This window comes from Streptomyces sp. JN8 (genome assembly GCF_055808075.1).
Map to the genome: position 1 here is coordinate 6,179,048 of NZ_CM147852.1, position 24,069 is coordinate 6,203,116.

20 protein-coding genes and 2 pseudogenes are annotated in these 24,069 nt (G+C 74.3%); 12 read left to right on the forward strand and 10 right to left on the reverse strand.

What is annotated here, in order from left to right:
- Nucleotides 1-17: 17 nt before the first annotated feature.
- Nucleotides 18-797, forward strand: a complete 780-nt coding sequence (locus ACY0MR_RS27200) for a chaplin (protein WP_361855236.1) — start codon at nucleotides 18-20, stop codon at nucleotides 795-797.
- 47 nt (nucleotides 798-844) lie between these two features.
- Here the strand turns inward: ACY0MR_RS27200 and ACY0MR_RS27205 are convergent, their stop codons facing one another.
- The 3 genes from ACY0MR_RS27205 to ACY0MR_RS27215 all read right to left on the reverse strand — a co-directional run bounded on the left by ACY0MR_RS27205 (nucleotide 845) and on the right by ACY0MR_RS27215 (nucleotide 3,307).
- Nucleotides 845-1,534 carry a DUF2293 domain-containing protein gene (locus ACY0MR_RS27205; RefSeq protein ID WP_361855239.1) on the reverse strand — a complete coding sequence of 230 codons (690 nt, stop codon included), beginning with the start codon at nucleotides 1,532-1,534 and terminating at the stop codon, nucleotides 845-847.
- Nucleotides 1,535-1,547: 13 nt separating this feature from the next.
- Nucleotides 1,548-2,006: a hypothetical protein gene (locus ACY0MR_RS27210; RefSeq protein ID WP_388802476.1), complete on the reverse strand. Its 459-nt coding sequence runs from the start codon at nucleotides 2,004-2,006 to the stop codon at nucleotides 1,548-1,550.
- Nucleotides 2,007-2,095: 89 nt separating this feature from the next.
- Nucleotides 2,096-3,307 carry a pyridoxal phosphate-dependent aminotransferase gene (locus ACY0MR_RS27215; RefSeq protein WP_361855245.1) on the reverse strand — a complete coding sequence of 404 codons (1,212 nt, stop codon included), beginning with the start codon at nucleotides 3,305-3,307 and terminating at the stop codon, nucleotides 2,096-2,098.
- A 73-nt stretch (nucleotides 3,308-3,380) separates the two neighbouring features.
- Between ACY0MR_RS27215 and ACY0MR_RS27220 the strand changes: the two genes are divergently transcribed.
- Nucleotides 3,381-4,040 carry a winged helix-turn-helix transcriptional regulator gene (locus ACY0MR_RS27220; protein WP_473555887.1) on the forward strand — a complete coding sequence of 220 codons (660 nt, stop codon included), beginning with the start codon at nucleotides 3,381-3,383 and terminating at the stop codon, nucleotides 4,038-4,040.
- Between the two features lie 144 nt (nucleotides 4,041-4,184).
- Here ACY0MR_RS27220 and ACY0MR_RS27225 read toward each other — a convergent pair whose 3' ends face one another.
- Nucleotides 4,185-4,541 carry a MerR family transcriptional regulator gene (locus tag ACY0MR_RS27225; protein WP_392862959.1) on the reverse strand — a complete coding sequence of 119 codons (357 nt, stop codon included), beginning with the start codon at nucleotides 4,539-4,541 and terminating at the stop codon, nucleotides 4,185-4,187.
- 26 nt (nucleotides 4,542-4,567) lie between these two features.
- Nucleotides 4,568-5,335 (reverse strand): annotated as a pseudogene (locus tag ACY0MR_RS27230) (SDR family NAD(P)-dependent oxidoreductase).
- A gap of 332 nt (nucleotides 5,336-5,667) precedes the next feature.
- Here ACY0MR_RS27230 and ACY0MR_RS27235 point away from each other — a divergent pair.
- Complete coding sequence (locus tag ACY0MR_RS27235) at nucleotides 5,668-6,306, forward strand: nucleoside/nucleotide kinase family protein (RefSeq protein WP_388802485.1); 639 nt, start codon at nucleotides 5,668-5,670, stop codon at nucleotides 6,304-6,306.
- A gap of 111 nt (nucleotides 6,307-6,417) precedes the next feature.
- Here the strand turns inward: ACY0MR_RS27235 and ACY0MR_RS27240 are convergent, their stop codons facing one another.
- Together ACY0MR_RS27240 and ACY0MR_RS27245 are read right to left on the reverse strand one after the other, a co-directional pair.
- The gene (locus ACY0MR_RS27240) at nucleotides 6,418-7,347 is read right to left on the reverse strand and encodes a carbohydrate kinase family protein (RefSeq protein ID WP_473555889.1); all 930 of its coding nucleotides are present in this window, start codon (nucleotides 7,345-7,347) and stop codon (nucleotides 6,418-6,420) included.
- Nucleotides 7,348-7,697: 350 nt separating this feature from the next.
- A pseudogene (locus ACY0MR_RS27245) lies at nucleotides 7,698-8,597 on the reverse strand (pseudouridine-5'-phosphate glycosidase); the annotation flags it as partial.
- A gap of 273 nt (nucleotides 8,598-8,870) precedes the next feature.
- On the opposite strand from ACY0MR_RS27245, the gene ACY0MR_RS27250 reads away from it, so the two are divergent.
- From ACY0MR_RS27250 to ACY0MR_RS27265, 4 genes are all read left to right on the forward strand, one after another.
- Nucleotides 8,871-9,227 carry a cupin domain-containing protein gene (locus ACY0MR_RS27250; RefSeq protein WP_361862215.1) on the forward strand — a complete coding sequence of 119 codons (357 nt, stop codon included), beginning with the start codon at nucleotides 8,871-8,873 and terminating at the stop codon, nucleotides 9,225-9,227.
- Between the two features lie 372 nt (nucleotides 9,228-9,599).
- The gene (locus tag ACY0MR_RS27255) at nucleotides 9,600-10,940 is read left to right on the forward strand and encodes a discoidin domain-containing protein (RefSeq protein ID WP_473555893.1); all 1,341 of its coding nucleotides are present in this window, start codon (nucleotides 9,600-9,602) and stop codon (nucleotides 10,938-10,940) included.
- Nucleotides 10,940-12,232, forward strand: coding sequence for an MFS transporter (locus tag ACY0MR_RS27260; RefSeq protein ID WP_473555896.1), 1,293 nt, complete (start codon nucleotides 10,940-10,942; stop codon nucleotides 12,230-12,232). Before ACY0MR_RS27255 ends, ACY0MR_RS27260 begins: the two co-directional genes overlap by 1 nt.
- Nucleotides 12,233-12,234: 2 nt before the next feature.
- Nucleotides 12,235-13,230, forward strand: a complete 996-nt coding sequence (locus ACY0MR_RS27265; protein ID WP_388802499.1) for a TolB family protein — start codon at nucleotides 12,235-12,237, stop codon at nucleotides 13,228-13,230.
- Between the two features lie 15 nt (nucleotides 13,231-13,245).
- On the opposite strand, the gene ACY0MR_RS27270 is transcribed toward ACY0MR_RS27265, so the two are convergent.
- A complete protein-coding gene (locus tag ACY0MR_RS27270; RefSeq protein ID WP_473555898.1) occupies nucleotides 13,246-14,538 on the reverse strand; it encodes an MFS transporter in 1,293 nt (430 codons plus the stop codon).
- A 191-nt stretch (nucleotides 14,539-14,729) separates the two neighbouring features.
- On the reverse strand, nucleotides 14,730-15,296 hold the full coding sequence (locus ACY0MR_RS27275) for a methylated-DNA--[protein]-cysteine S-methyltransferase (RefSeq protein WP_361860603.1): 567 nt from the start codon (nucleotides 15,294-15,296) through the stop codon (nucleotides 14,730-14,732).
- A 209-nt stretch (nucleotides 15,297-15,505) separates the two neighbouring features.
- Here ACY0MR_RS27275 and ACY0MR_RS27280 point away from each other — a divergent pair, with 209 nt between their 5' ends.
- The 5 genes from ACY0MR_RS27280 to ACY0MR_RS27300 all read left to right on the forward strand — a co-directional run bounded on the left by ACY0MR_RS27280 (nucleotide 15,506) and on the right by ACY0MR_RS27300 (nucleotide 22,692).
- Nucleotides 15,506-16,399: an MHYT domain-containing protein gene (locus ACY0MR_RS27280; protein WP_388802508.1), complete on the forward strand. Its 894-nt coding sequence runs from the start codon at nucleotides 15,506-15,508 to the stop codon at nucleotides 16,397-16,399.
- A gap of 62 nt (nucleotides 16,400-16,461) precedes the next feature.
- Nucleotides 16,462-18,591 (forward strand): excinuclease ABC subunit UvrB, encoded by a 2,130-nt coding sequence (gene uvrB, locus ACY0MR_RS27285; protein WP_388802512.1) that lies wholly within the window; start codon nucleotides 16,462-16,464, stop codon nucleotides 18,589-18,591.
- A gap of 176 nt (nucleotides 18,592-18,767) precedes the next feature.
- Complete coding sequence (locus ACY0MR_RS27290; protein WP_361860594.1) at nucleotides 18,768-19,346, forward strand: TerD family protein; 579 nt, start codon at nucleotides 18,768-18,770, stop codon at nucleotides 19,344-19,346.
- Between the two features lie 103 nt (nucleotides 19,347-19,449).
- Nucleotides 19,450-21,378 carry a TerD family protein gene (locus ACY0MR_RS27295; RefSeq protein WP_473555902.1) on the forward strand — a complete coding sequence of 643 codons (1,929 nt, stop codon included), beginning with the start codon at nucleotides 19,450-19,452 and terminating at the stop codon, nucleotides 21,376-21,378.
- Nucleotides 21,379-21,687: 309 nt separating this feature from the next.
- Nucleotides 21,688-22,692, forward strand: a complete 1,005-nt coding sequence (locus ACY0MR_RS27300; RefSeq protein ID WP_361863300.1) for a TerC family protein — start codon at nucleotides 21,688-21,690, stop codon at nucleotides 22,690-22,692.
- Nucleotides 22,693-22,765: 73 nt separating this feature from the next.
- Here the strand turns inward: ACY0MR_RS27300 and ACY0MR_RS27305 are convergent, their stop codons facing one another.
- Nucleotides 22,766-24,055: an MFS transporter gene (locus ACY0MR_RS27305; protein ID WP_473555905.1), complete on the reverse strand. Its 1,290-nt coding sequence runs from the start codon at nucleotides 24,053-24,055 to the stop codon at nucleotides 22,766-22,768.
- Nucleotides 24,056-24,069 lie beyond the last annotated feature (14 nt).

Here is a 24,069-nt window from a genome sequence, read left to right on the forward strand (position 1 = left end):
CCGGAAGGCAGGAAGCCATGAGGCAGATTCGCCGAAGTGGTCTGGCCACACTGTTGGTCACGGGTGGGGCGATCGCCCTCTCGGCCGGCGCGGCGCACGCCGACGCGGGCGCGCAGGGCGCCGCGGCCGGTTCGCCGGGCGTCGGCTCCGGCAACACGGTTCAGCTGCCGGTGCACGTGCCGGTCAACGTCTGCGGCAACACGGTCAGCGTCGTCGGCCTGCTCAACCCGGCCTTCGGCAACGGCTGTGCCAACCGCTCCGCCGAGCAGGAGCCCGACGGCTACGGCTCCGAGGGCGGCTCCCACAAGGACGAGCCCGGTACCCCGCGCGGCGGGGAGCAGGCCGGCGGTTCGCACGGCGGCGGATCCTCCAACGGCGGGGGCTCCACGGCCGAGACGCACGTCGCGGGTTCGCCCGGCGTCCTCTCCGGGAACGGTCTGCAGCTCCCCGTCGACCTCCCCGTGAACGTCAGCGGCAACTCGGTCAACGTGGTCGGCATCCTCAACCCGGTCTTCGGCAACACGTCGGTCAACGGGCCCTCGAAGCCCACGCCGCCGGTCGAGCTGCCGACTCCGCGCCCGGAGACCCCCGTGCGCAACGTGCCGGTTCCGCAGCCGGAGACCGAGACCGAGACGAAGCCCGTCCCGCTCCCCGCGCCGCAGGGCGAGACGAGCACGGTCGCGCTGGCCTCCACCGGCTCCGAGAGCATCGGCTACACGGGCGCCGCGAGCGCCGCCCTGCTGCTCGGCGGCGCCCTGCTGTACCGCCGCGCCCGCCGCGCCGCGGACCAGGGCTGACGGTCACGCCCCCGTGGCCGGGTCGACGTGGGCCGGCGCCCGAGCCGTCAGCCCCGCCCCCGGCCGCCGGCGTCCTCGCCGTCGTGGCGCCAGGCCCGGAGCACCGCCTCGATGGCGGGTGCCACCCTCGTCCGGGCCTGGTGTCGGGGAAGCCCCTGCATCAGCAGGGTGTCGTAGGGCGTGTCGACATGCCGGACCGAGGCGCGCACCGCGGCCGTGACCGCCCCGCGGTCGAGCGAGCGGCCGGCCGCCGTGCGTCCCACCCGTCCACTGCCCTTCGCCGAGGCGTGGACGGCGACCTCCGTGGCCCGGTCCGCCGGGATGGCGGGGAAGAGCCGGAGGATCTCCTCCCTGAGGACCTCGGTGATCCGCGCGTCGAGCGCCGCGCGCCGTACGGCGTCCCGGGTCCGGCGTCTGGCACGGGCCTCCGCGTCCGCCAGGCAGGACCGCTCCGCCTCGGCGAGCGCCGCCTCCTCCACGAGCAGGCCCTGGCGTTCGTACCGGGTGCGGCGCCGGTTGTGGCGGACGACCACGGCCCAGAGGACGCTGTTCTCGCGGGCCCGGCGGGTGAGCGCGGTGTCGCCCCGCCGGAGGAAGACGAGATGGCCGAGGTCGGCGCAGTCGAGGCAGACCGGGGAGTTGAACTCGACGATCATCCGCTCCAGGGGCCCCTGCCGGCATTCCGAGCAGCGGCGGCGCTTGAGCGGTTCGACGACCACGGGTGCGACGAGGTCCATGGAGGGGCCCCGCTCAGCGCAGGCCGGGCGCGGCTGCGGCGATGAAGTCGGCGAGCGACTCCTTCGCCTCCGCCGAGCGGTGGGCCCGCTCGGTCTCGCCCCGAGCCTCGTGCATGCAGTGGGTGCGCTCGAAGGCGGTCTCGGCCAGCTGCCGGACCCGCGGGTCGTCGCAGACCAGCTGCACGCGGAACAGGGCCTGCCGGGCGGCCGTCCGCTGCCGGTAGGAGGCGTGACGGGACTCCTCCGCCTCCTCCGACCCCGGCTCCTCGGTGGCCCGGAACCAGCGGTCGTTCTGGCTGTGCCGGTAGTCGACGACCGCGCCCGCGTAGGCGCTGTAGGTCGCGATCCGCTCCTGGCGGAGCTGTTCGGTCCGGGCCAGCGAGGCGTTGCGCTCGGTGGCCTTCCCCTGGAACCAGTGCGTGGCGATGACGCCCAACAGGGTCCCCGCCACCGCAATCAGCGCCACATCCATGACCGGGCGCCCCCTCCCGTCCTGCCGCCGTGTCCGTCGGCCCGAAGGATCTTCGGGCCCTCAGATCATGACAGCCGAGGGGCGGCGCGTCACTGCCGGTAGCCGCTGAGAAAGCGGCCGATGCGGCTGATCGCGGCGTCGAGGTCGTCGGCGTGCGGCAGGGTCAGGATGCGGAAGTGGTCGGGGCGGGGCCAGTTGAAGCCCGTTCCCTGGACGACCTGGATCTTCTCGCGCAGCAGCAGGTCGAGGACGAACTTCTCGTCGTCGTGGATCCGGTGTACGGCGGGGTCGAGGCGCGGGAAGGCGTACAGCGCGCCCTTGGGCTTCACGCAGGAGACGCCGGGGATCTCGTTGAGCTTCTCCCAGGCCCGGTCGCGCTGTTCGCGGAGCCTGCCGCCGGGCGCGGTCAGTTCGTGGATCGACTGCCGGCCGCCGAGCGCGGCCTGGATGGCGTACTGCGCGGGGGCGTTGGGACAGAGGCGCATGGAGGCCAGCATGGTGAGGCCCTCCAGGTAGTTCCTGGCGTGCTGCCTGGGGCCGGTGACGACCAGCCAGCCGGAGCGGAAGCCCGCCACCCGGTAGGTCTTGGAGAGCCCGCCGAAGGTGAGGACGACCAGGTCGGGGGCGAGCCGGGCGGCCGGGTGGTGGACGGCCCCGTCGTAGACGATCTGGTCGTAGATCTCGTCGGCGAGGACCATCAGGCCGTGGCGGCGGGCGAGTTCGAAGATGCCCTCCAGGACCTCCGGCGGGTAGACGGCACCGGTGGGGTTGTTCGGGTTGATGACGACGACGGCCTTGGTGCGGTCGGTGATCTTCGACGCCATGTCGTCGAGGTCCGGGTACCAGTCGGCCGCCTCGTCGCACAGGTAGTGCACCGGCTTGCCGCCCGCGAGCGTGACCACCGCCGTCCACAGCGGGTAGTCCGGGGCGGGCACGAGGACCTCGTCGCCGTCCTCCAGGAGGGCCTGGACGGCCATCGAGATCAGCTCGGACACGCCGTTGCCGAGGTAGATGTCGTCGACGTCCACGTCCGGCAGGCCCATGGACTGGTAGCGCTGGGCGACGGCACGGCGGGCGGAGAGGATGCCGCGCGAGTCGGTGTACCCGTGGGCCTTGGGGAGCATCCGGATCATGTCCTGGACGATCTCCTCGGGCGCCTCGAAGCCGAAGAGGGCCGGGTTCCCGGTGTTGAGGCGCAGGACGCTGTGGCCCGCCTCCTCCAGCGCGTTGGCGTGCTCGATGACCGGGCCCCGGATCTCGTAGCAGACCTCGCTGAGCTTGCTCGACTGCCGGAACTCCATGTCCGACCTCCCCACGTCCCCGGAATCAGTGTTGCTTGGTTTTACCAAGTTCGAGCTTGGAAAGTCCAACAACATGTCTAGACTGCGTCGCATGCCACGTCAGCCACGCCGCCGCAGCTACGACCAGCACTGCGCCGCCGCGCGCGCCCTCGACCTCGTCGGCGACCGCTGGACCCTGCTCGTCGTCCGCGAACTCCTCGCCGGACCGCGGCGCTACACCGACCTCCACGCCGATCTCCCCGGCGTCAGCACCGACATGCTCGCCGGCCGCCTCAAGGACATGGAGGGCGCCGAGCTGGTCACCCGCCGCCGACTGCCGCCGCCCGCCTCGGCGTTCGTGTACGAGCTCACCCCGCGCGGCCGCGGCCTGCTGCCCGTGCTGCGCACCCTCGCCGCCTGGGGGGCACCCGACCTCGGGGAGCCGCGCCCCACCGACGCCGTCCGCGCCCACTGGTACGCGATCCCGCTCCTCGGGGCGCTCGGCGGACTGGGGGCCGGGGTCGTCCAGGTGACCCTGGACGAAGGGGAGTTCTTCGTACGGGTCGGGGACGACGGCACCGCGTCGTACGGGGACGGGGCCTACGGCGCCGGTACGGGCGAGGCGCCCGACGCCCGGCTGCGGACCGACGCGGCGACCTGCCGGGCCCTCGCGGACGGGGGGACGACCCTCGCCGAGGCGATCGAGACCGGGCGCGCGGTGCTGGAACGGCACGCCGCGGCCGCCCCGGCCTAGCTCTCGTCCCCCCCCCGCCGCGCCGGGTTCGCGGGGACGGTCCGCAGCTGGACCGCGCATGGCTCGCGAGGCCGGTCCGCAGCCGGACCGCGCCGGGCTCCGGGGGACGGTCCGCAGCCGGACTCCGGTCGGTTGCGCGGCTGTTCAGCCCTGGTCCGGGAGGGCGTCCAGGCGGTGCGCCAGCCGGTTCCGGGCCTCGGTCTGGGCCGCGATCCGGGCGTCGATGACGGCCAGTCGCTCGCGGGCGATCTCCAGGCCGCGGGGGGACGGCGGGGCCGAGGCCACGTCGCCGTCCAGACAGGAGCGGAAGGCGGACACGTCGTCCAGGGTGAGCCCGGCCTCCAGGAGGTGCCGGATGTTCGACACACGCGTCACCGCGTCCGCGCCGTACACCCGGTAGCCGTTGGCCGCGCGGTCCGAGGCGATCAGCCCCGCCGCCTCGTAGTGGCGCAGGGCGCGCGGCGACACGCCGGTCCGCCGGGCCAGTTCACCGATGCGCAAGGACGCCACCTCCACGCGCAGTCGTATCACGCGACCAGCGCGCCCCCGTCGACGGGCAGGACGGTCCCGGTCAGGAAGCCGGCGTCCGGGGCGGCGAGCGAGGTGATCGCCCAGGCGACCTCCTCGGGCCGGCCGACCCGGCCGAGCGGGGTGTGCGCGAGCTGCCAGGCGCGGAGCGCCGCCCGCCGCTCCGGAGAGAGCCCCATGTGGTCGGCGATCGGGGTCTCGACGGCTCCGGGGGCGACCGCCACCACCCGGACCCCGTCGGGCGCGAGCTCCACCGCCCAGCAGCGGGTCAGCGTCTCCAGGGCGCTCTAGGTCGCCGGATAGACGGAGTTGCCGGGCCAGCCGCGCTGACCGATGGTCGTCGTCACGTTCACCACGACGCCCCGGGACTCCCGGAGCGCCGGGAGCGCGGCCCGGGTCAGCAGGACCGGGGCGACGAGGTTCGTCTCCAGGAGCGGGGCGATCACCGAGCGGTCGAGGGTGTCCAGCGGACCGCCCGCGGCGATCCCGGCGTTGTTGACGAGGACGTCGAGCCGTCCGTGCGACGCGAGCGCGGCACGGACGGTCTCCTCGGGCGCCCCCTCCGCCGTGACGTCGGCGGTCAGCGGGTGGATGCCCGGGTGCCCCTCGGCGGTCTCCCGCAGGGGCGCCGCGCGGCGGCCGACGGCGACGACCGTCGCCCCCTGCCCGGCGAAGGCGCGGGCGGTGGCCCGCCCGATGCCGGTGCCCGCTCCGGTGACGAGGACGACCCTGGCGGGCGTGGTGGTGTGCGTGGTTTCGGTGGTCATGCATCCGATGCTCGAACCATGACGCCAAGGGCAAGGTCAAGCCAGGACGTACGGCCCGGGCCCGGAGCCGGAGCCGGGCCGGGGCTGGGGCTGGGGCCGGAGCCGGGCCCGGGCCGGGGCCGGGGCCGGGGCGGGGACGCCTGGGGGCGGATCCTGTTGCCCGGCGCCGTCCTCCTTGGCACGGCGGGCGGTTCGCACCCGCCGGCCCGGTGGCAGCAGGGGGACCGGGCGCAGCCGGGCACCCTCGTGCGGGCGCCCGCCGAACGGCTCGCGGTACCCCTCCGCGGCCCCCGGGGACGACGGCCCGGAGGACCTGCGGGCAGGATGACCGGATGAGCGGAACGCGATACGAGGCGATCACCTGGGAGCGGATGGCGGAGGCGCTCGCCGGCCACCTCGACGACCCGGCGGCGGACGGGTCCTGGCTCAAGGTCGGCATCGACGGGCCGCCCGCCGCGCCGGGGGACCGGCTCGCCGGGCTCCTCGCCGAGGCCCTGCGCGGGAGCGGGCGGGCCGTCCACCTCGTGGGCACCGGCGGCTTCCTGCGGCCCGCCTCGCTCCGCTACGAGTACGGCAAGCAGGACCCCGACGCGTACTACAGCGGGTGGACCGACACCGGGGCGCTGTGGCGGGAGGTCTTCGGGCCGCTGGAGCCCGACGGTTCCGGGCGGGTGCTGCCCGACCTCTGGGACCCGGTGAAGGACCGCGCGACCCGCAGCCCGTACGTGACGCTGCCGCCCGGCGGGGTCCTCGTCCTGCACGGGCCGTTCCTCCTGGGGCACTGGTTCCCCTTCGACCTCTCCGTGCACCTGCGGCTCTCACCCGCCGCCCTCGCCCGGCGGACCGAGGAGAGCTGGACGCTGCCCGCGTTCGCACGGTACGAGGCGGAGGTCGACCCCGCAGGGACCGCCGACGTCGTCGTCCGGGCCGACGACCCGCGCCATCCGGCCTGGACGGGCCTCGGCCGTTAGCCGGGGCGGGCACGGGCGGCCGGGCGACTGCTTCGGGGCGTCGGCCGGGGGCGTGCTGAACGGGCGTCCGCCGGGGGACGTGCTGAACGAGCGTCCGCCAGGGCGCGCACCTCACCCGGCGGGACCGCTGGTGCCCGCCGGACCGGTCGGCGGTCTTCCGCCGACCACCGCGACCGCCTCCGCACCGGCCCGGCAGCCCGCCTCCGCGGCCTTGACGGGGTCCGCGCCCGCGAGCCGGGCCGCCAGGAAGGCGCCGGTGAACGCGTCGCCCGCTCCCGTGGAGTCCACCGGCCGCGCCGCGGGCGCCGCCACGCGCGCGATCACCGCGCCGCCCTCGGCGACCAGCGCCCCCGCCGCCCCGAGCGTCACCACGACCAGCGGGAAGCGACGGCTCAACCCGGCGGCCGCGGCCTCCGGTTCCGCGTGGCCGGTGAGGGCCGTGGCCTCGTCCGCGTTGGGCAGCAGGGTCTCCGCACCCGACGCCGCGGCGAGGAAGCGGTCCGTCCCCAGCTCCGCAAGGAACCCCGCGGACGCCGGGTCCACGCTCACCGGCACCCCCGCCTCCCGGGCGTCCCGCAGCGCCAGCCGGGCGGTCGCGCGGCTCGGCGCGGCGAAGAACAGGTAGCCGGAGAGGTGGAGCCGGGCCACCCCGTCGAGCAGGCCGGCCGACCAGTCGCCGGGGGAGAGGCGCAGGACGGCGCCGCTGTCGGTGAGGAAGGTGCGCTCCGCCGACGCGTCCACGAGTGCGATCACCGTGGCCGTCGCCGCCTCCGCGTCCCGGACGAGCAGGGGCCGCACGGCCGCGCGCCGCAGCGCCCGCTCGTGCCAGTCGGCCGCGTCCGTTCCCACCCGGCCGAGGACGCGTACGTCGGGACAGCCGGAACGAGCCGCCCAGCAGGCGGCGTTGGCTCCGGCGCCGCCCGGCAGGGTCCGTATCTCCGCTGCCGTGTCGGTCGCGGGTGCCAGCGGGGTGCGGTGCCGGGCCACGACGTCCGTGACCACGTCCCCGACGACGAGCAGCGCACCCGCCGCCGGGTTCACCGGCCGGCCGAGCCGGGGGAGGCGTCCGCCGCCGGCGTCCCCGCGCCCCCAGCCGGCGCAACGCCGTGCGCGGCCGACGTTCCCGCGCCCGTCGACGGTGTCGCCCCGCCCGCAGACGGCGCTTCTCCGCCTGCGGACGGCGCTTCTCCGCCTGCGGACGGCGTCACCCCGCCGGCAGACGCTGCCCTCCCGCCCGCAGACGGCGTTGCGCCTGCGGAGGCCGTCCCCTCCCCTGGCGACGGCGTTCCTCCGTCCGCAGGCGGCGTTCCCCGGCCGCCAGGCGCGGTCCCCCCGTCCGCGGACGGCGTTCCCCCGCCCGCAGAAGGCGTCACCCCGCCCCGGGCCGGCGTTGCGTAGGCCGCCGCGATCGCCGCCGCGAGCCGCACGTTGCCCCGTACCGCCGCCAGGTTGGCCTCCAGGGACGCGCCCTCCGTGTGCACCGTCAGGTATTCGAGCAGGAACGGCGTCACCGCCTGCCCGGTGATCCCCTTCTCCTTCGCCGCCGCGAGGCCGCTCGCGAGCACCCGGTCGTGCAGTGCGGGGTCCAGCTGCTCCGCCGCCGGCACCGGGTTGGCCACGATCAGCGCCGCTCGCGGCCCGCCGAGCCGGTCCTGGGCCCGTATCACCGCGGCCACCGCCTCCGGGCTTCCGAGCGTCCAGTCGACCGGCTCGCCCGAGGAGGCGAGGTAGAAGCCGGGGAAGCGGTCCGTGCCGTATCCGGCGACCGTCACGCCGAGGGTCTCCAGGCGCTGGAGCGTCGCGGGGACGTCGAGGATCGACTTCACCCCGGCGCACACGACGGTGGTCCCCACCCGGGCGAGCAGCCGCAGGTCGGCGGACTCGTCCTGCGTCTCGGTCCACCCGCGGTGCACCCCGCCGAGGCCGCCGGTCGCGAACACCCGCACCCCCGCCGCGTGCGCGAGCCAGGCCGTCGCCGACACCGTCGTCGCCCCCGTGGCGCCGGTCGCCAGGGCCGGGGCGAGGTCGCGGTGACCCAGCTTCCGCACCTCCGGGTCCTCGGCGATCCGGGTCAGCGCCGCCCGGTCGAGACCGACCCTGGCGGTGCCGTCGACGACGGCGATCGTGGCGGGCACGGCGCCCCCGGCCCGCACCAGCTCCTCCAGCTCCAGGGCCACCGCCAGGTTCCGCGGGCGCGGCAGGCCGTGGGCGATGATCGTCGACTCCAGCGCGACGACGGGACGCCCCTCGTGGAGCGCCTCGCGTACCTCTTCGGACACCTGTGTGGACATGTCCCATTCCTGGCGCGGCCACGAGCCCGGCAAACCTCGACGGCGGGCATCGGCCACCCGGCGGAGGCTCCTTCGGATTCCGTCACGGGCCGCCCGGCGGGCCTGTCCGGAGCGGCCGCGCCACCCGTCCGGCGCTGCGCCGAAGGGCTCGTGCGGATTTCGTCGCCGTCCGGGGTTCCGGGCATCGTCCCTGGTGGAAGGCGAAACGGAGGGCCTCGGTCCACCCGGTCCCGGTCTCGGGGCGGCCCCGGACCCCCGCTACAGTCACCGCCCATGACGACACATGACCAGCCCTCCTTCGCCGTGCACATCCCCGACGCGGAGCTCGAGGTCGAGCCGCTCGACCCCGCCCAGATCGTCTCCGGCACGCCCGAGGTGACGGGCAAGGTGCTGTGGGAGTCCGCCGACGGCAAGCAGCTGCGCGGCATCTGGCAGATCACGCCCGGCGTCGTCACCGACACCGAGGCCAACGAGCTCTTCGTGGTGGTCTCCGGCCGGGCGACCGTCGCCGTCGAGGGGGGAGCCGTGCTGGAGCTCGGGCCGGGCGACGCCTGTGTGCTGCGCGAGGGCGACCGGACGACCTGGACCGTGCACGAGACGCTGCGCAAGGCGTACCACATCAGCCTCTGAGCGCCCCCGCGCCTCGTGGCGCGCTCCGGACTCCGGGGATGCTCGGGCCCCGGGGGGCCGCCCCCCGGTCGTCCCTGAACTCGCCTGCCGACGCCGGGAGTCGAGGTCTGGTAGGAAACCTTCCTATCCGCTAGCATCCCGGGCAGCGGCTCGGCGCGGCGCCCCCCGCAGGGGGGCGTGACGCGCTCAGCGAGAGCTCTGACCCGGCCGCCGAGCACCCTCCGCCGTGTGGCGCCCGAATCGCCACCCGGCCGGTCGCCCGTGTCCGCACCCCCCGCGGCACGGGCGCCCCGGCCCGCCGCCGTGCGGCGACCCGAGGTGCGCCGCACCGGTGTCCAGCTCTCGCCGACCCCCAGGCCAGGGAGCCCAGGTATGCGCCTGAACGCCTCCGCCCCACCTCGCCGCACCACGACCCCCCTCCCCTCCGTCCTCGCCGCCGTGCTGCTGCTCGTCGGCGGACTCCTGCTCGCCCTCCCGGACCGGGCGGGCGCCGCCGCCGACGTCCTGATCTCGCAGGGACGCCCCGCCACCTCCTCCTCCATCGAGGACGGCACCTTCGGCCCGGAGAAGGCCTTCGACGGCGTCTCGACCACCCGCTGGGCCAGCGCCGAAGGCGTCGACCCTCAGTGGATCCGGGTCGACCTCGGCCCCTCGGCCACCGTCTCCCGCGTCAAGCTCGTCTGGGAGGCCGCGTACGCCAAGGCCTACCGCGTCGAGATCTCCGCCGACGGCACCACCTGGACCCGCCTCGCCACCGAGACCGCGGGGAACGGCGGGACGGACGACTGGACCGGCCTCACCGGCCGCGGCCGCCACCTCCGCGTGTACGGGACCGCCCGCGGCACCTCGTACGGCTACTCGCTCTTCTCGGTGGAGGTCTACGGCACCACCGGCACCACGGAGCCGCCCACCGGCGCCTTCACGGTCGTCGCGGCCGGCGACATCGCCGCCCAGTGCACGGCCTCCAGCAGCTCCTGCGCCCACCCCAAGACCGCGGCCCTGGCCCAGCGGATCGCGCCGTCCTTCTACCTGACGATGGGCGACAACCAGTACGACGACGCCCTGCTCTCCGACTTCCGCGCCTACTACGACACGTCCTGGGGCGCCTTCAAGGCGAAGACCCGCCCCGTCCCCGGCAACCACGAGACCTACGACCCGGCCGGCCCGCTCGTCGGCTACAAGTCCTACTTCGGCGCGATCGCCTACCCGCAGGGCAAGCCGTACTACAGCTACGACCAGGGCAACTGGCACTTCGTCGCCCTCGACTCCAACTCCTTCGACGACGCCGCGCAGATCCAGTGGCTCAAGGACGACCTCGCGCGGAACACCAGGGGCTGCGTCGCCGCCTACTTCCACCACCCGCTCTACTCCTCCGGCGGCCACGGCAACGACCCCGTCTCCAAGCCCGTCTGGAAGATCCTCTACAACGCCAAGGCCGACCTCGTCCTCAACGGCCACGACCACCACTACGAGCGCTTCGCCCCGCAGGACCCCGACGGTCGGGCCACCGCCGACGGCATCGTCGAGATCGTCGGCGGCATGGGCGGCGCCGAGCCCTACGACATCGAGACCGTCCAGCCCCACAGCCAGAAGCGGATCAGCGGTCCGTACGGCGTCCTCAAGCTGAACCTCACCGACACCACCTACACCTGGCAGTACGTCGGCACCGACAACCAGGTGAAGGACTCCGGCCCGACCTACACCTGCCACTGATGTACCTCGCGACCACCGGTCGCCCCGACGCGCCGCCCGCCCCCTCGGGGGTCCGGCGGCGCGTCCCCGGCACCGTCCTCGCCCTCGGCGCGGTCAGCCTGGTCACCGACGTCTCCTCCGAGATGGTGACCGCGGTCCTGCCGCTCTACCTCGTCCTCGGACTCGGCCTCTCACCCCTCCAGTTCGGGCTGCTCGACGGCCTCTCCACCGGCGCGACCGCGCTCGTACGGCTCCTCGGCGGCGCCACCGCCGACCGCGGAGGCCGCCACAAGGAGGTCGGCGGCCTCGGTTACGCCCTGTCCGCCTGCTCCCGGCTCGGTCTCCTGCTGGCCGGCGGCGCCACCGGCTGGATCGCCGCCTCGCTCGCCGCCGACCGGCTCGGCAAGGGCGTCCGCACCGCGCCGCGCGACGCCCTCATCACCCTGCACAGCCCGCCCGAGGACCTGGGCCGGGCGTTCGGCACCCACCGGGCCATGGACACCACCGGCGCCCTCCTCGGCCCGTTGGCCGCCTTCGCCCTGCTGTGGGCGACGGCCGACGCGTACGACGCCGTCTTCGCCGTCAGCCTCTGCGTCGGGGTGTTCGGCGTCCTGCTGTGGATGCTCCTCGTCCCCGGCCGGCACCGGGGACCCGCCCCGCGGACGCGTGCCGTCGCGGCCGAGCCACGCGCGCGTGGCGGCCCCCTCCGCCGCTTCGGCGGGCCGCTCGACGGGCTGCGGGTGCCCGGCTACCGGCGGATCGTGCTCTGCGCCGGCATCCTGGGCGCCGCCACCGTCGGCGACGCCTTCCTGTACCTGCTGCTCCAGCGCCGCCTCGCGTTCGACCCGACCTGGTTCCCGTTCCTCCCGCTCGGCGCCGCCGGCGTCTACCTGCTGCTCGCGGTCCCCGCCGGCCGCCTCGCCGACCGGATCGGGCGGCGGGCACCCCTCCTGTACGGGCACGCGGCCCTGCTCCTCGCCTACGGACTGCTCCTCCCCCCCCTGCCCGGTCCCACGGTGCTCGTCGGCGTCCTGCTCCTGCTGGGGGTGTTCTACGCCGCGACCGACGGCGTCCTGATGGCCCTGGCGGGCCCCTTCCTGACGGAGGGCCGACAGGCCGGCGGGCTCGCCGTCGTCCAGACCGCGCAGGCACTGGCCCGACTCGGCGCCGCCGTCGCGTTCGGCGCCCTCTGGACCGCGAGGGGTCCGGAGACCGCGCTCGTCACCGCGCTCCTCGCCCTCACGGCCGCCCTGTGCGGCGCCGCGCGGCTCCTGCCCAGCACTCCCTCCCCGCCCTCCGAGAGGAGCGACTGACCGTGCCCGGACCGACCGGCGCCCACCCGTCCACCCGCACGCGCGTGTGGATCCTCGTCCTGGCCCTGCTGCTGCTCGGCGGCGGGGCCACCGCCTACACGCTCCGCGCGGCCTCGGGCCGCGCGACCGCGGTCGCCGGGACCGCCGACCCCGGCTTCACCCTCGACCGCGACACCGGCGCGCTCTTCGCACGCGACACCGCGAGCGGCCGCGTCGCGCGCCTGGACCCGGCCGCGCCCGGCGGCCGGGTGGTGGGCGGCCCCACCTGCGACCGCTTCCACGCGGCCGGGTCCACCGCCCTCTGCCTCCGGCGCAGGCCGGGCGTCCCGGCCCGCTCGTACGCGATCGTGCTCGACCGGCGCCTGCGCGAAGTGCGCAGGATCGGGCTGCCGGGCATCCCGAGCCGGGCCCGGGTGTCGGCCTCGGGGAACGTGCTCGCCTGGACGATGTTCGCCACCGGCGACTCCTACGCCCGATCGTCCTTCTCCACCCGGACCTCGATCCTCGACCTGCGGACGGGCTACCTGGTCAAGAACATCGAGCAGATCCCCCTGACCGTCGGCGACCGCCGCCACCACGCCCCCGACGTCAACTACTGGGGCGTCAGCTTCGCCGCCGACGACAACCGCTTCTACGCCACCGTCTCCAGCGGGGGCCGCACCCGTCTCGTCGAGGGCGACCTGCGGAACTGGTCCGCCAGGACCCTGCGGGAGAACGTCGAGTGCCCCTCGCTCTCCCCGGACGGCACGCGGCTTGCGTTCAAGAAGCGGGTCTCCGACGGTCCCCGGGAGCCGTGGCGGCTGTACGTGTACGACCTGCGCACCGGCCGCGAGCACCCGGTCGCCGAGCGGCGCGGCATCGACGACCAGGCCCTGTGGACCGACCCGAGGACGCTCGCGTACGGGTACGGGGGAGCGGTCTGGTCCGTCCCGGCAGACGGCACGGGAGCGCCGCGCCGGCTGGCGGACGGCGCGTCCTCGCCCGCGGTGCCCCGCTGACCGGCCGAGGGGGGCTCACGCCGTACGGAGCGAGCCGCGGATCGCGAGCGCCGCCACCGGCAGCAGCAGACAGGCGGCGATCGCGTTCAGGGGTCCGTAGCCCGCCTGCGCCACGACCAGGCCCGCGACGAGGCCGCCGACGCCGGCGGCGGTGTTCATGACGAAGTCGGAGAGCCCCTGGACCGCGGCCCGCGCGGCCTGCGGCACCGCGTCCGTGAGCAGCGCCGAACCGGCCACCAGACCCGCCGACCAGCCCAGGCCGAGGACGAACAGGCCGACGGCGGTCCGGCCGTGGCTCGGTCCCGCCGTGCCCGCGACGAGCGCCGCCGTGCCGATGAGCCCGATCGCGATCCCGATGACCGACAGCCTGCCCAGCCGGTCGGACAGCCAGCCCATCAGGGGGGAGAAGGCGTACATGCCGGCGATGTGGCCGCTGATCACCAGCCCGATCAGCTGGATGTCGGCCCCGTGGTGGGTGAGCGCCACCGGTGTCATCGACATGATCGACACCATCGCCGTGTGCGAGCCGGCGACGGTGACCACCGCCAGGCGGGCCTTGGGCGACTCCCGCACGGCCCGCAGCCCGGCCCGCAGGGAGCGTTCCTCCGGGGCGTCGCCCGCGCCGGACGCGTCGATCGCGCGGGCGGTGAGGAGGGGGTCGGGGCGCAGCAGCACGGCCACCACGACCGCCGCGACGACGAAGACCCCGGCGGCCCAGACGAAGGGACCCGCGGTGGCGGGGATGCCGAGGCCCGCGACGCTCCGGCCGGCCGGTGCGGCGATGTTCGGACCGAGGACGGCCCCGACGGTGGTCGCCCACACCACGGTGGAGATGGCCCGCGCCCTGCGGTCCGGCTCGGCGAGGTCGGCGGCGGCGAAGCGGGCCGCCAGGTTGGCCGAGGACCCCGCGCCGAAGCCCACGAGGCCGAGGAGCAGCAGGGGGAAGCTCCCGGCGACCGCCCCGAGCACGGCGACCCCGGCGCCGACCGCGCCGATGAGGTACGCGAGGACGAGGCCGGCCCGGCGGCCCCGCGAGGCCATCAGGGCGGCCAGCGGCATGGCGAGCAGCGCGGGTCCCGCGACGGTGGCCGTCGACGCGAGACCGGAGAGCGCCTCGGAGCCGCTGACGTCCCTGGCGAGTACGGCGGCGAGCGCGACGCCGGTGGCGATGCCGAGGCCCCCGAGGATCTGGGTGGCGATGAGCACGGCCTGGACGCGGCGGCGCAGCGCGGGGAGCTCGGCGTCGGTGACGGGGCCGGGTATGGGGGCGGGCAGGGTGGCGTCAGGGGCGCCGGGGGTGCGGGTCACTTACGTGAGTGTGCCAGCCGTCCCACCTGATGGGAACGCCTCCTGGCGGGGCTCACGGCAGGGCTCTCGGCGAGGCTTCCCGGGGCCGGGGCCGGGGCCGGGGCCGAGGCCGGGCCGGGCGCCGCGCGCCGGACGGATCGCGAGGAAGAGCCGCTCCGAGGGCGACGAGCCACTGCGGACGGGGGAGCCGCTCAGAACAGCGTCGCCGGCAGCACTCCTTCGAGCGCGAGCAGCTGCCGCTTGGTCTCCAGGCCGCCCCCGAAGCCGCCGAGACCGCCGTCGCTCTCCACCACCCGGTGGCACGGCACCACGACCGGCAGCGGATTGGAGCCCATCGCCGCGCCGACCGCCTGCGCCGCCCCGGGCCGGCCCACGCGCGCGGCCAGGTCGCCGTAGCCGACGACCGTGCCGTACGGCACGGACGACGCCAGCTCGCGCAGCACCTCCCGGTTGAAGCCGGCCGTCAGGCTCCAGTCCAGGGGCAGGTCGACATCGCCCGGCTCGCCCGCGAAGTAGCGGTCGAGCCCGCGGACCGCACCCGCGAGCAGCCCCGAGGCCCGCTCCACCGGCTCGGCGCCGAGCCGCGTGGCCAGCCGGTCGAGCATCCGGTCCCGCCGCGCCGCCTCGGCGTGGAACTCCACGCGGACGAGCCCCCGCCCGGTCGCGGCGAGGAAGAGCGGACCGATGGCGCACTCCATGACCGTCCACTCCACGGGGACGGCCCGCCCGTCGCCCTCCGGCCACGCTTCGATGTCCATGCCGCCCACGGTACGACCCGGCACCGACAGCCGGCCCGGAAACCGGCCGCAAGATCACGAAGAGGTCTCGCTCAGGTCTCACGAGCGGAAATTCACCGGTCACATGGTCGTGACGCGCGCGGCGCGCCATAATCTCGCCCCGGTAGTACTACCCAGCGGTACCGACTGTTTTCGGACGACGTGGCACCAGGGGTGGAGGACAGACGCTCATGCAGGGCACGGTCGACGGATTCAGCTACGGGATCGTCACTCCGGTGGCGGCCTTCCTCATGGCGTGCCTGGGCGGCGCCCTGGGCCTGCGCTGCACCACGAGATCCCTCCGCCACCGCGACAGCTTCAAGGCGGGCTGGCTGGCCCTCGGCGCCACCGCGATCGGCAGCGGCATCTGGACCATGCACTTCATCGCGATGATGGGCTTCTCGGTCCAGGAGGCGCCCATCCGCTACGACCTGCCCATCACCTTCGCCAGCCTGGGCGTGGCCGTCCTGATGGTCGGCATCGGGATCTTCATCGTCGGGTACCGGGGGGCGACGGCCCTCACCCTCGTCACCGGCGGCACCATCACCGGCCTCGGCGTGGCCACCATGCACTACCTGGGCATGGCCGGGATGCGTCTGCAGGGGCGCGTCGAGTACGACACGCTCACCGTCGCGACGTCCGTGGTCATCGCCGTCGTCGCGGCCACGACGGCCCTCTGGGCGGCCGTTTCCGTCCATGGATTTCTGGCCAGTCTCGGTGCGAGCCTCGTGATGGGAGTCGCCGTCAGTGGTATGCACTACACCGCCATGGCGGCGGTCAGCGTGCACCTGCACGGCGCCGACCCCGTCGAGGGCACCGGCGACACCGCCACCTCGCTGCTGCCGATGCTGATCGGCCCGGCGGTCTTCCTCATCCTCGCCGCCGTCGTCGTCATGTTCGACCCGCTGCTCGTGATGGGCGATCCGGACTGGCAGGGCCCCGCCCGCGCCCCGCACCGCCCCGGCGTGCCCGCCCCGCGCCACGTCCCGTCCTACGGCGAGCCCGCCAACTGGACCGCCCGGCCCGCCGGGCGGGGCGCCCGCAGGACCGTCCCGCGGGGCGGCCACCGCTCCCAGGACTGGTGACGGAGGGCCGCCGCCGGGCCGATCACCGCCCGACTGTCGGTGCCGGGTCGTACGGTGGTGGCATGCGGCCCGTTTCCAAGATCGAACGTTCGGTGGCGCCCTTCGAGGTCGTCAGCTCCTACCAGCCCAGCGGCGACCAGCCGACGGCCATCGCCGACCTGGAGCGGCGTGTCCGCGCGGGCGAGAAGGACGTCGTCCTCCTCGGTGCCACTGGCACCGGAAAGTCCGCCACCACCGCGTGGATGATCGAGAAGCTCCAGCGCCCCACCCTGGTGATGGCGCCGAACAAGACGCTGGCCGCCCAGCTGGCGAACGAGTTCCGCGAGCTCCTGCCGAACAACGCGGTCGAGTACTTCGTCTCGTACTACGACTACTACCAGCCCGAGGCGTACGTGCCGCAGTCGGACACGTACATCGAGAAGGACTCCTCGATCAACGAGGAGGTGGAGCGCCTCCGGCACTCCGCGACGAACTCCCTGCTCACCCGCAGGGACGTCGTCGTGGTCGCCTCCGTCTCCTGCATCTACGGCCTCGGCACACCCCAGGAGTACGTGGACCGGATGGTCCCGCTCAAGGTCGGCGAGGAGCTCGACCGGGACCAGCTGCTCCGCCGCTTCGTCGACATCCAGTACACGCGCAACGACCTGGCGTTCACCCGCGGCACCTTCCGGGTCCGCGGCGACACCATCGAGATCTTCCCGGTCTACGAGGAGCTCGCCGTCCGGATCGAGATGTTCGGCGACGAGATCGAGGCCCTCTCCACCCTCCATCCGCTCACCGGCGAGGTCATCAGCGAGGACCGCGAGCTGTACGTGTTCCCCGCCAGCCACTACGTGGCCGGCCCCGAGCGCATGGAGCGCGCGGTCAACGACATCGAGCGCGAGCTGGAGAGCCGCCTCGCCGAGCTCGACAAGCAGGGCAAGCACCTGGAGTCCCAGCGCCTGCGCATGCGGACCACCTACGACATCGAGATGATGCGGCAGATCGGCTCCTGCTCCGGCATCGAGAACTACTCGATGCACTTCGACGGCCGCGAGCCGGGCTCCGCGCCCAACACCCTCATCGACTACTTCCCCGAGGACTTCCTGCTCGTCATCGACGAGTCGCACGTCACCGTGCCGCAGATCGGCGCCATGTACGAGGGCGACGCCTCCCGCAAGCGCACCCTGGTCGACCACGGCTTCCGGCTCCCGTCCGCCCTCGACAACCGCCCGCTGAAGTGGGAGGAGTTCCAGGAGCGCATCGGCCAGACCGTCTACCTCTCCGCGACCCCCGGGACGTACGAGCTCTCCCGCGGCGACGGCTTCGTCGAGCAGATCATCCGCCCGACCGGCCTCGTCGACCCCGAGGTCGTCGTCAAGCCCACCGAGGGCCAGATCGACGACCTGGTCCACGAGATCCGGCTGCGCACCGAGCGCGACGAGCGGGTGCTCGTCACCACCCTCACCAAGAAGATGGCCGAGGACCTCACCGACTACTTCCTGGAGCTCGGCATCCAGGTGCGCTACCTGCACAGCGACGTCGACACCCTGCGCCGGATCGAGCTGCTGCGCGAACTGCGCGCCGGCGAGTACGACGTCCTGGTCGGCATCAACCTCCTCCGCGAGGGCCTCGACCTCCCCGAGGTCTCCCTCGTCGCCATCCTCGACGCCGACAAGCAGGGCTTCCTGCGCTCCGGCACCTCCCTGATCCAGACGATCGGCCGCGCCGCGCGGAACGTCTCGGGCCAGGTCCACATGTACGCGGACCGGATCACCCCGGCGATGGAGCAGGCCATCGACGAGACCAACCGGCGCCGCGAGAAGCAGATCGCGTACAACACCGAGCACGGCATCGACCCGCAGCCGCTCCGCAAGAAGATCAACGACATCGTCGCGACCATCGCGCGCGAGGAGGTCGACACCGAGGAACTCCTCGGCACCGGCTACCGGCAGGGCAAGGAGGGCAAGGCCGCCAAGGCCCCCGTCCCCTCGCTCGCCGCGCACGGCACGAAGGGCCGCGGCAAGACCGGCTCGACGGTCGAGCTCGGCGACCGGCCCGCCTCCGAACTGGCCGCCATCATCGAGGAGATGACCGAGCGGATGCGCGCCGCGGCGGCCGAGCTGCAGTTCGAGGTGGCCGCCCGGCTCCGCGACGAAGTGGGCGAGCTGAAGAAGGAGTTGCGCCAGATGAAGGAGGCCGGCCTCGCCTGACCCGCGGGGCCCGGCGGGGGCGGGGGCGGTCCGTCCGGCAGGCGCTCCGGTGTGTTGCAAGACCGACACAAAACCGGACCTCGCCCCCGCGCTGTCAGTGGTGCTGCGTAAGGTGCTCGGCAACCGCACGCACCGGAACAGCGGACGCGGGGAACGCCAACGAGAGGGGCAGACGCGTGTCGGTCAACATGACCAAGGGTCAGGCCATCAGCCTGGAGAAGCGGGACGGGGGCAGCCTCAGCCAGGTGCGGATGGGGCTCGGCTGGCAGGCCGCGCCGCGCCGCGGTCTCTTCGGCAAGCGCACCCAGGAGATCGACCTGGACGCCTCGGCCGTCCTCTTCGCGGACAAGCAGCCGGTCGACGTGGTCTTCTTCCGTCACCTGGTCAGCGACGACGGCTCGGTCAAGCACACCGGTGACAACCTGGTCGGCGGCGCGGGCCAGGGCGGGGACGACGAGGCGATCCTCGTCGACCTCCAGCGCGTCCCGGTCCACATCGACCAGATCGTCTTCACGGTGAACTCCTTCACCGGCCAGACGTTCCAGGAGGTGCAGAACGCCTTCTGCCGCATCGTCGACGAGACGAACGGCCAGGAGCTCGCGCGCTACACCCTCGACGGCGGCGGCAACTACACCGCGCAGATCATGGCCAAGGTGCACCGGGTCGGCTCCGGCTGGCAGATGACCGCCCTGGGCAACCCGGCCAACGGCCGCACCTTCCAGGACCTGATGCCGGCGATCCTGCCGCACCTGTAGGCAGCACCGCACCGCACACCCGTCCACAGCTCCCGGAGGCAGCAGGCCCCCGGGAGCTGTCCCGCATGAACCGCACCTGCCGAACGCTGAGGGGACAGAGCCGATGACGGCCGAGCTGGTCCGGGGGCAGAACCACCCCCTGCCCGACACCCGACTGGAGATCCGGGTGTCGGCCGGTCACCCGGTCCTCGCCGGAGCCACCCTCGGCGACGAGCAGGGCCGGGTCCCCGGCGCGGAGTGGATCGCCCACCCCGGAGCACCCTCCCTGCCGGGCGTCGACGTGCCGGGACAGGCCGCCGCCGACCACCGCCTCACCGTCGACCTGGACGCCGTGCCCGGCGCCGTCCACCGCGTCTCGGTGCTCCTCGCACTGCCCGGCCCGCGCGCCGGCGGAGCCGCCCGCTTCGGATCGGTCGCCGCCCCCTTCGTCTCCGTCGCCGTCCCCGGCGGCACCGAGATCGCCACCTACACGATCACCGGGCTCGACAGCGAGTGCGCCGTCGTCGCCCTGGAGCTGTACCGCCGGCAGGGCGCCTGGAAGGTCCGCGCCATGGGCCAGGGATACGAGGGCGGGCTCGCCGCCCTCCTCGGCGACCAGGGCGTGCCGCACCCCGCCGACCTGGCCGCGCGGATCCTGGAGGCCGTCGTGCCCGCGCCGGCCCCGGTGACCGCTCCGGCGCAGCACGCGCCCGGGGCGGAGCGGGTGCGCAGCACCGCGCCGCCGACCGCCGCGGACCCCGCTCCGACCGTCCCGGTGAGCCCGCCGCCGGTCCCGGACGCGCCCGCGCCGACGACGGGCGGCGGTCCCGTCGACTACTCCCATCCGCGCCGCCGGACCGCTCCGGCGCCCGGCCCCTCGGCCGCCCCCGAGCCGGAGCGGGAGTCCCGGCCGGGGCCGCCCGCGCCGGTCGCCGGGGACGCGTCGGGTTGGTCCATGGACGAGCGCCTGTACAACCAGGTGTGGGGCATGTTCGAGGACCTGGCCAGGACCGCCGCCGCGTACCGCAGCGCCTGCGAGTTCGCCGAGAACCGGCTCGACCGGGAGCTCGACCAGACGCTCTCCGACTACCGTGCCCGCGCCGACGGCGCCAACGACGCCGCGCGGGCCGCCGCCCGGGCCCGGCACGACGAGCTGGTCGGGCGGGCGCGCGAGGTCCTGGACCGGGACCTCGCCCAGCTCGTGGCCGAGTCGGAGGTCGTCGAGCCGGCCCTGCCGGTCGCCTTCGCCCGCTGGGAGAACCCCGTCTGGCAGGCCTACCGCGTCCCGGCCGAGGAGCCGATGGCCGTCCGCCTCGGCGACCTGCACCTCCCCGAGCGGACCGACCTCCGGATCCCGATGCTCGTCCGGCTGCCCCTGGAGCGGGGGCTCTGGGTGGACAGCGGCCGGGGCCACTCCGAGGCCGCCGCCCTCCTCGACGAGACCGAACTGCGCCGGCTCGCCCTGGACTGCGCGGTCGCGCACGCGGCCCGGCTGCTCGCGGCGCACCCCGCGGGCGCGTTCACCGTGCACGTGGTCGACCCCGCCGGCGCGGGTGCCGCGGCCCTCGCGCCGCTCGTGGAGTCGGGGGTCCTCGCGGCCCCGCCGGCCCGGGGCGCGGCAGGGGTCTCGGCCGTTCTGGAGCAGCTGACCGAGCGCGTCGACCTGCTGCAGATGGCGGTGCGTGCGGGTGCGTCCGACGCCCTGCCGCCGGGACTGGACGGCGCCCGGCAGCTGCTGGTGGTGCACGACTTCCCGCACGGCTTCGACGACCGGGCGGTCACCCGCCTGCGGTACCTCGCGGACGAGGGGCCCTCGGTCGGCGTCCATCTGCTGATGGTGGCGGACCGGGCGGACGCGTCCGCGTACGGGCCGCTCCTCGACCCGCTGTGGCGCTCGCTGCTCCGGCTCACCCCCGTCGCCGACGACCACCTGGCCGATCCGTGGGTCGGCCACGCCTGGTCGTACGAGCCGCCGATGCCCCCGCGGGGCAGCGGGGTGCTCCGGCAGGTCCTCGGGCAGGTGGCGGCCGCCCGTGACGGAGGCCGGTCCTGACCGTTTCCCCAGGGCCCGGGAGGCCCGAACGGCCCATCGGGCAGGGCCGGTTCCGGTCCTTCTGACCTGGCCTCTTGGGGGCTCTTTACCCTTCTCTTTACCTTCTCTTGGTCTTTCGGGTACTCTTCTTCCTGCGGAGGGGAGTACTCCCCATTGCGCGGCGTACCCGTCAATACGGACGGATCATCCTGATCCGATCCCGGGGCGTCGGCCCGGCGGCGATCGTCCGTCGCCCGGGTGGAAGAGACCTCCGGCAGCGACGACGCTGATCAGTAGCCGTACGACGCCGGAGGCGCAGTGGACGTTTCAATGACCCTCTGGGTGGTGACCATTCTCGGTCTCGCCGCCCTGATCGGTGCCGACTTCTTCATCGGGCGCAAGCCCCATGACGTGTCGATCAAGGAAGCCGGGATCTGGACCGTCGTCTGGATCGTCCTGGCCGTCATCTTCGGGCTCGGCCTGCTCTTCTTCGGCAACGCCCAGGCGTCCGGCGAGTTCTTCGCCGGATACATCACCGAGAAGTCGCTCAGTGTCGACAACCTCTTCGTCTTCGTCCTGATCATGGCGAAGTTCGCGGTGCCCTCACACCTCCAGCAGCGCGTGCTGCTCGTCGGTGTGGTCATCGCCCTGGTGCTCCGCACCATCTTCATCGCCGCGGGCGCCGCGATCATCGCGAGCTTCTCCTGGGTCTTCTACATCTTCGGCGCGTTCCTGATCTACACCGCCTGGAAGCTCATCCAGGAGGCCCGCGCCGACGAGGACGAGGACGACTGGGAGGAGAACCGCCTCCTCAAGAGCGTGGAGAAGAGGTTCGGCGTCGCCGACCGCTACCACGGCACCAAGCTGTTCATCGTGAACAACGGCAAGCGGATCATGACCCCGCTGATGGTCGTCATGCTCGCGATCGGCACCACCGACATCCTCTTCGCCCTCGACTCCATCCCGGCGATCTTCGGCCTCACCCAGGACCCGTACATCGTCTTCACCGCCAACGCCTTCGCCCTGATGGGTCTGCGGCAGCTGTACTTCCTGATCGGCGGCCTGCTGAAGAAGCTGGTCCACCTCAGCTACGGCCTGTCGGTGATCCTCGGCTTCATCGGCGTGAAGCTCGTGCTGCACGCCCTGCACGAGTCCGGGGTCCACGTCCCCGAGATCAGCATCCCGTTCTCGCTCGCCTTCATCGGCGGCGTCCTGGTGATCACCACGATCACCAGCCTGATCGCTTCGAAGAGGCAGTCGGAGCGGGAGGCCGCCGAGGCGGCCGCCGGTGGCGAGGGCGTCGACGACGCCAAGAAGGACAGCATCGGCGCCTGACCCGCGCGACACGCGACACGCACACGGCGACGGCCGGCCCGGGACCCCCGGGCCGGCCGTCGCCGTTCCCCGCTCAGGCCGAGGCGGCCTCCGGCTCCGCCCTCCGCGCCGCCCCGGCCGGCAGGGTCTCCGGGAGGAGCGCGAAACAGCCGAGACTGACCAGGGCGACCACGGTCAGATAGGCCGCGACGCCCCACGGCGGGCCCGAGCCGCCGCCGGAGAGGGCCGTGGCCACGATCGGCGTCAGGGCGCCGCCCAGCACCCCGGCGAGGTTGTAGCCGACGGCGGCGCCCGTACAGCGGACGCGGGGCTCGTACAGCTCCGGGAGGTACGCCGCCACCACCGCGAACATCGTGATGAAGGCCAGCAGCGCACCCAGGAAGCCCAGGAACATCAGCCACGGCCGCGCCGTGTGCAGCAGGCCCACCATCGGGAACATCCACAGCGCGGAGGCCGTGCACCCCGCAAGGCACAGCGGCCGACGGCCCCAGCGGTCGGCGAGGACCGCGACGAACGGCGTCACCGCCCCCTTGATCGCGACCGCCGCCATGACGCAGCCCAGCATCACCGTGCTGCTCACCCCGAGCCGCTCGGTCCCGTAGGCCAGCGCCCAGGTGGAGACCGTGTAGAAGGTGGCGTAGCCGACCGCCAGCGCCCCGGCCGTCAGCAGCACGAGCCGCCAGTGGTGGCGGGCGATCTCGGCCAGCGGCGCGCCCGCGGTCCGCCCGGCCGCGGACAGCTTCTCGAACTGCGGGGTCTCCGTGAGCGAGGAGCGCAGCAGCAGGCCGGCCGCGGCGAGCAGACCGGCCGCCCAGAACGGCACCCGCCAGCCCCAGGAGCGGAACTCGGCATCGCTCAGCCCGGCCGAGAGGGCCAGCATCACCCCGTTCGCCAGCAGGAAGCCGATCGACGGACCGATCTGCGGGAAGCTCGACCAGAGCGCGCGCCGGTGCTCGGGGGCGTGCTCCGCGGTGAGCAGCACGGCTCCGCCCCACTCGCCGCCGAGGCCCAGGCCCTGGAGGAAGCGGAGCACGAGCAGCAGCACCGGGGCGGCGATGCCGATCGTCCCGTACGTGGGCACGCAGCCGACCGCGACCGTGGCGACGCCGGTCAGGAGCAGCGAGGCGAAGAGCACCGGGCGCCGTCCGTACCGGTCGCCGACGTGCCCGAAGAGGACCGAGCCGAGCGGCCGGGAGAGGAAGCCGACGGCGAAGGTGCCGAAGGCGGCCAGGGTGCCGGCGAGCGGCGAGAAGGTCGGGAAGAAGAGCGGCCCCAGGACGAGGGCGGCGGCCGTCCCGTAGACGAAGAAGTCGAAGAACTCGATCGCGGTGCCCACGAGCGAGGCGGCGGCGAGCCGGCCCATCGGGGGAGGGGCGG

Bases quoted from the DNA above. Each gene is read 5' to 3' on its own strand.
- ACY0MR_RS27200 (WP_361855236.1), top strand. From the start codon at position 18: ATGAGGCAGATTCGCCGAAGTGGTCTGGCCACACTGTTGGTCACGGGT.
- ACY0MR_RS27205 (WP_361855239.1), bottom strand. From the start codon at position 1,534: ATGGACCTCGTCGCACCCGTGGTCGTCGAACCGCTCAAGCGCCGCCGC.
- ACY0MR_RS27210 (WP_388802476.1), bottom strand. From the start codon at position 2,006: ATGGATGTGGCGCTGATTGCGGTGGCGGGGACCCTGTTGGGCGTCATC.
- ACY0MR_RS27215 (WP_361855245.1), bottom strand. From the start codon at position 3,307: ATGGAGTTCCGGCAGTCGAGCAAGCTCAGCGAGGTCTGCTACGAGATC.
- ACY0MR_RS27220 (WP_473555887.1), top strand. From the start codon at position 3,381: ATGTCTAGACTGCGTCGCATGCCACGTCAGCCACGCCGCCGCAGCTAC.
- ACY0MR_RS27235 (WP_388802485.1), top strand. From the start codon at position 5,668: ATGAGCGGAACGCGATACGAGGCGATCACCTGGGAGCGGATGGCGGAG.
- ACY0MR_RS27250 (WP_361862215.1), top strand. From the start codon at position 8,871: ATGACGACACATGACCAGCCCTCCTTCGCCGTGCACATCCCCGACGCG.
- ACY0MR_RS27255 (WP_473555893.1), top strand. From the start codon at position 9,600: ATGCGCCTGAACGCCTCCGCCCCACCTCGCCGCACCACGACCCCCCTC.
- ACY0MR_RS27260 (WP_473555896.1), top strand. From the start codon at position 10,940: ATGTACCTCGCGACCACCGGTCGCCCCGACGCGCCGCCCGCCCCCTCG.
- ACY0MR_RS27275 (WP_361860603.1), bottom strand. From the start codon at position 15,296: ATGGACATCGAAGCGTGGCCGGAGGGCGACGGGCGGGCCGTCCCCGTG.
- ACY0MR_RS27280 (WP_388802508.1), top strand. From the start codon at position 15,506: ATGCAGGGCACGGTCGACGGATTCAGCTACGGGATCGTCACTCCGGTG.
- uvrB (WP_388802512.1), top strand. From the start codon at position 16,462: ATGCGGCCCGTTTCCAAGATCGAACGTTCGGTGGCGCCCTTCGAGGTC.
- ACY0MR_RS27295 (WP_473555902.1), top strand. From the start codon at position 19,450: ATGACGGCCGAGCTGGTCCGGGGGCAGAACCACCCCCTGCCCGACACC.
- ACY0MR_RS27300 (WP_361863300.1), top strand. From the start codon at position 21,688: ATGACCCTCTGGGTGGTGACCATTCTCGGTCTCGCCGCCCTGATCGGT.
- ACY0MR_RS27305 (WP_473555905.1), bottom strand. From the start codon at position 24,055: ATGGGCCGGCTCGCCGCCGCCTCGCTCGTGGGCACCGCGATCGAGTTC.